Annotated in this window: 1 protein-coding gene; it reads left to right on the top strand. The window is 36.7% G+C overall.

Features of this window, described 5'->3' with window-relative positions; all coding sequences use genetic code 11:
- On the top strand, positions 1-1,330 hold a 1,330-nt coding region (locus tag Q5Y73_RS24550), incomplete at both ends, for a hypothetical protein (protein WP_305994556.1).

The raw sequence follows: 1,330 nt of genomic DNA, 5'->3' as shown, positions 1-1,330 counted from the left end.
TGTTGGAGAATTTGAAGCACGTAATTTTAAACTAGAAAAAGGCATCAATCCTAACCCTACATGGACACCAGGACGAAAATCTAAACAGACATTAAACTATCTTGGGAAAACGTTAGGTGATAACCAAACCGCACCTCACAAGTTGTACTCAAAAAGCGTAGCAGACATAGCAAACTTAACACTCTCAGACTTTACGGATGCAGACGAGGTTAGTCAGTTTGACTATGATACAGTTGGCAAGCAAAACGGTGTACTATTGTCAAAGTCAACAAATGTAGCAGGAGAAACAATGTGCTTGATGGCTGAATTTGACCTTGCGAACAATGATTTATCATTAAGCAATCTAAAGGATTTATTGCGTAAAATCACCGTTTTATCGGTTGTTTCTGGTGAAGGTGACAATGACGGATTGACTTATGGGGTAACATTAAAAGGTTTATGGGGAGCTAATAACGATGTATTTCCAACAGCAGGATCATTTGTTGGAGAATCTACAAGTGAAACGATAGCATCGGTATCGAAAACACCTGATATAAATAGTGTTGGTAATATCCCTACTAGCAACCAAAAAATATACGTCTTGATTCATTCCACACATCCAGCAGGATCAAACATTGAAAGCACTGTAAACATAGATTATTTAAAGTTAGATGTAGAGTTAAGCCAAGAAGTAGACTATATAAAATCTAACGTAGTCAAAGTACGAAAAGAAACAAAAGAAATTAAAATGGAATATCCAATAACAAGCCACAGAACAGGAATAACAGATAGTGTGGCTATTTGGTATGAGCATGTTCCTGTACCTCAAAAACTAGAATCCACTGAGGATGTAACAGTACTTGCGGAAATGGATCATATCTTAGTATCAGATTTATCTAGTGCTGTTGGAGATAAACAAGGAACTCACCATTGGATGAACCCACTATATAGAGTAGGGAATGACAGGTTAGATGTATTTGGAGAATTTGGTTTTGCTAATATTCCACTAGCTGCAGACTCTAAAAATGTGAATGTTGGAAAGTCAATTCAAGTGAATGGATCAGGATTTAGAGATTACTTTATAACCCAATATGGATTAAGTGCCCTCAACAAGCCGATGGTTGGAATTATCGGTAATTTAGTCATGCACGAAAACGAACTTAAACTATTAGTGGTAAGTATCTACAACGAAACTGGATTGATAGATACTAGACAAAACGGTGTAGGGTTATTGCTGAAAATTAAAGGTAATCCACTTGTTAAACTTGATGAAGGTGAAAGAGATCCGGCTATCATACCTAATGCTTGGAGAACTCAAACAGGTGAGATTCAAGGCTACTTAGATGAAAAT

Source organism: Chengkuizengella axinellae (genome assembly GCF_030730905.1).
In the GTDB taxonomy this organism is placed as follows: Bacteria; Bacillota; Bacilli; order Paenibacillales; family KCTC-33759; genus Chengkuizengella; species Chengkuizengella axinellae.
This window is presented reverse-complemented; position numbering and strand designations above follow the sequence as displayed.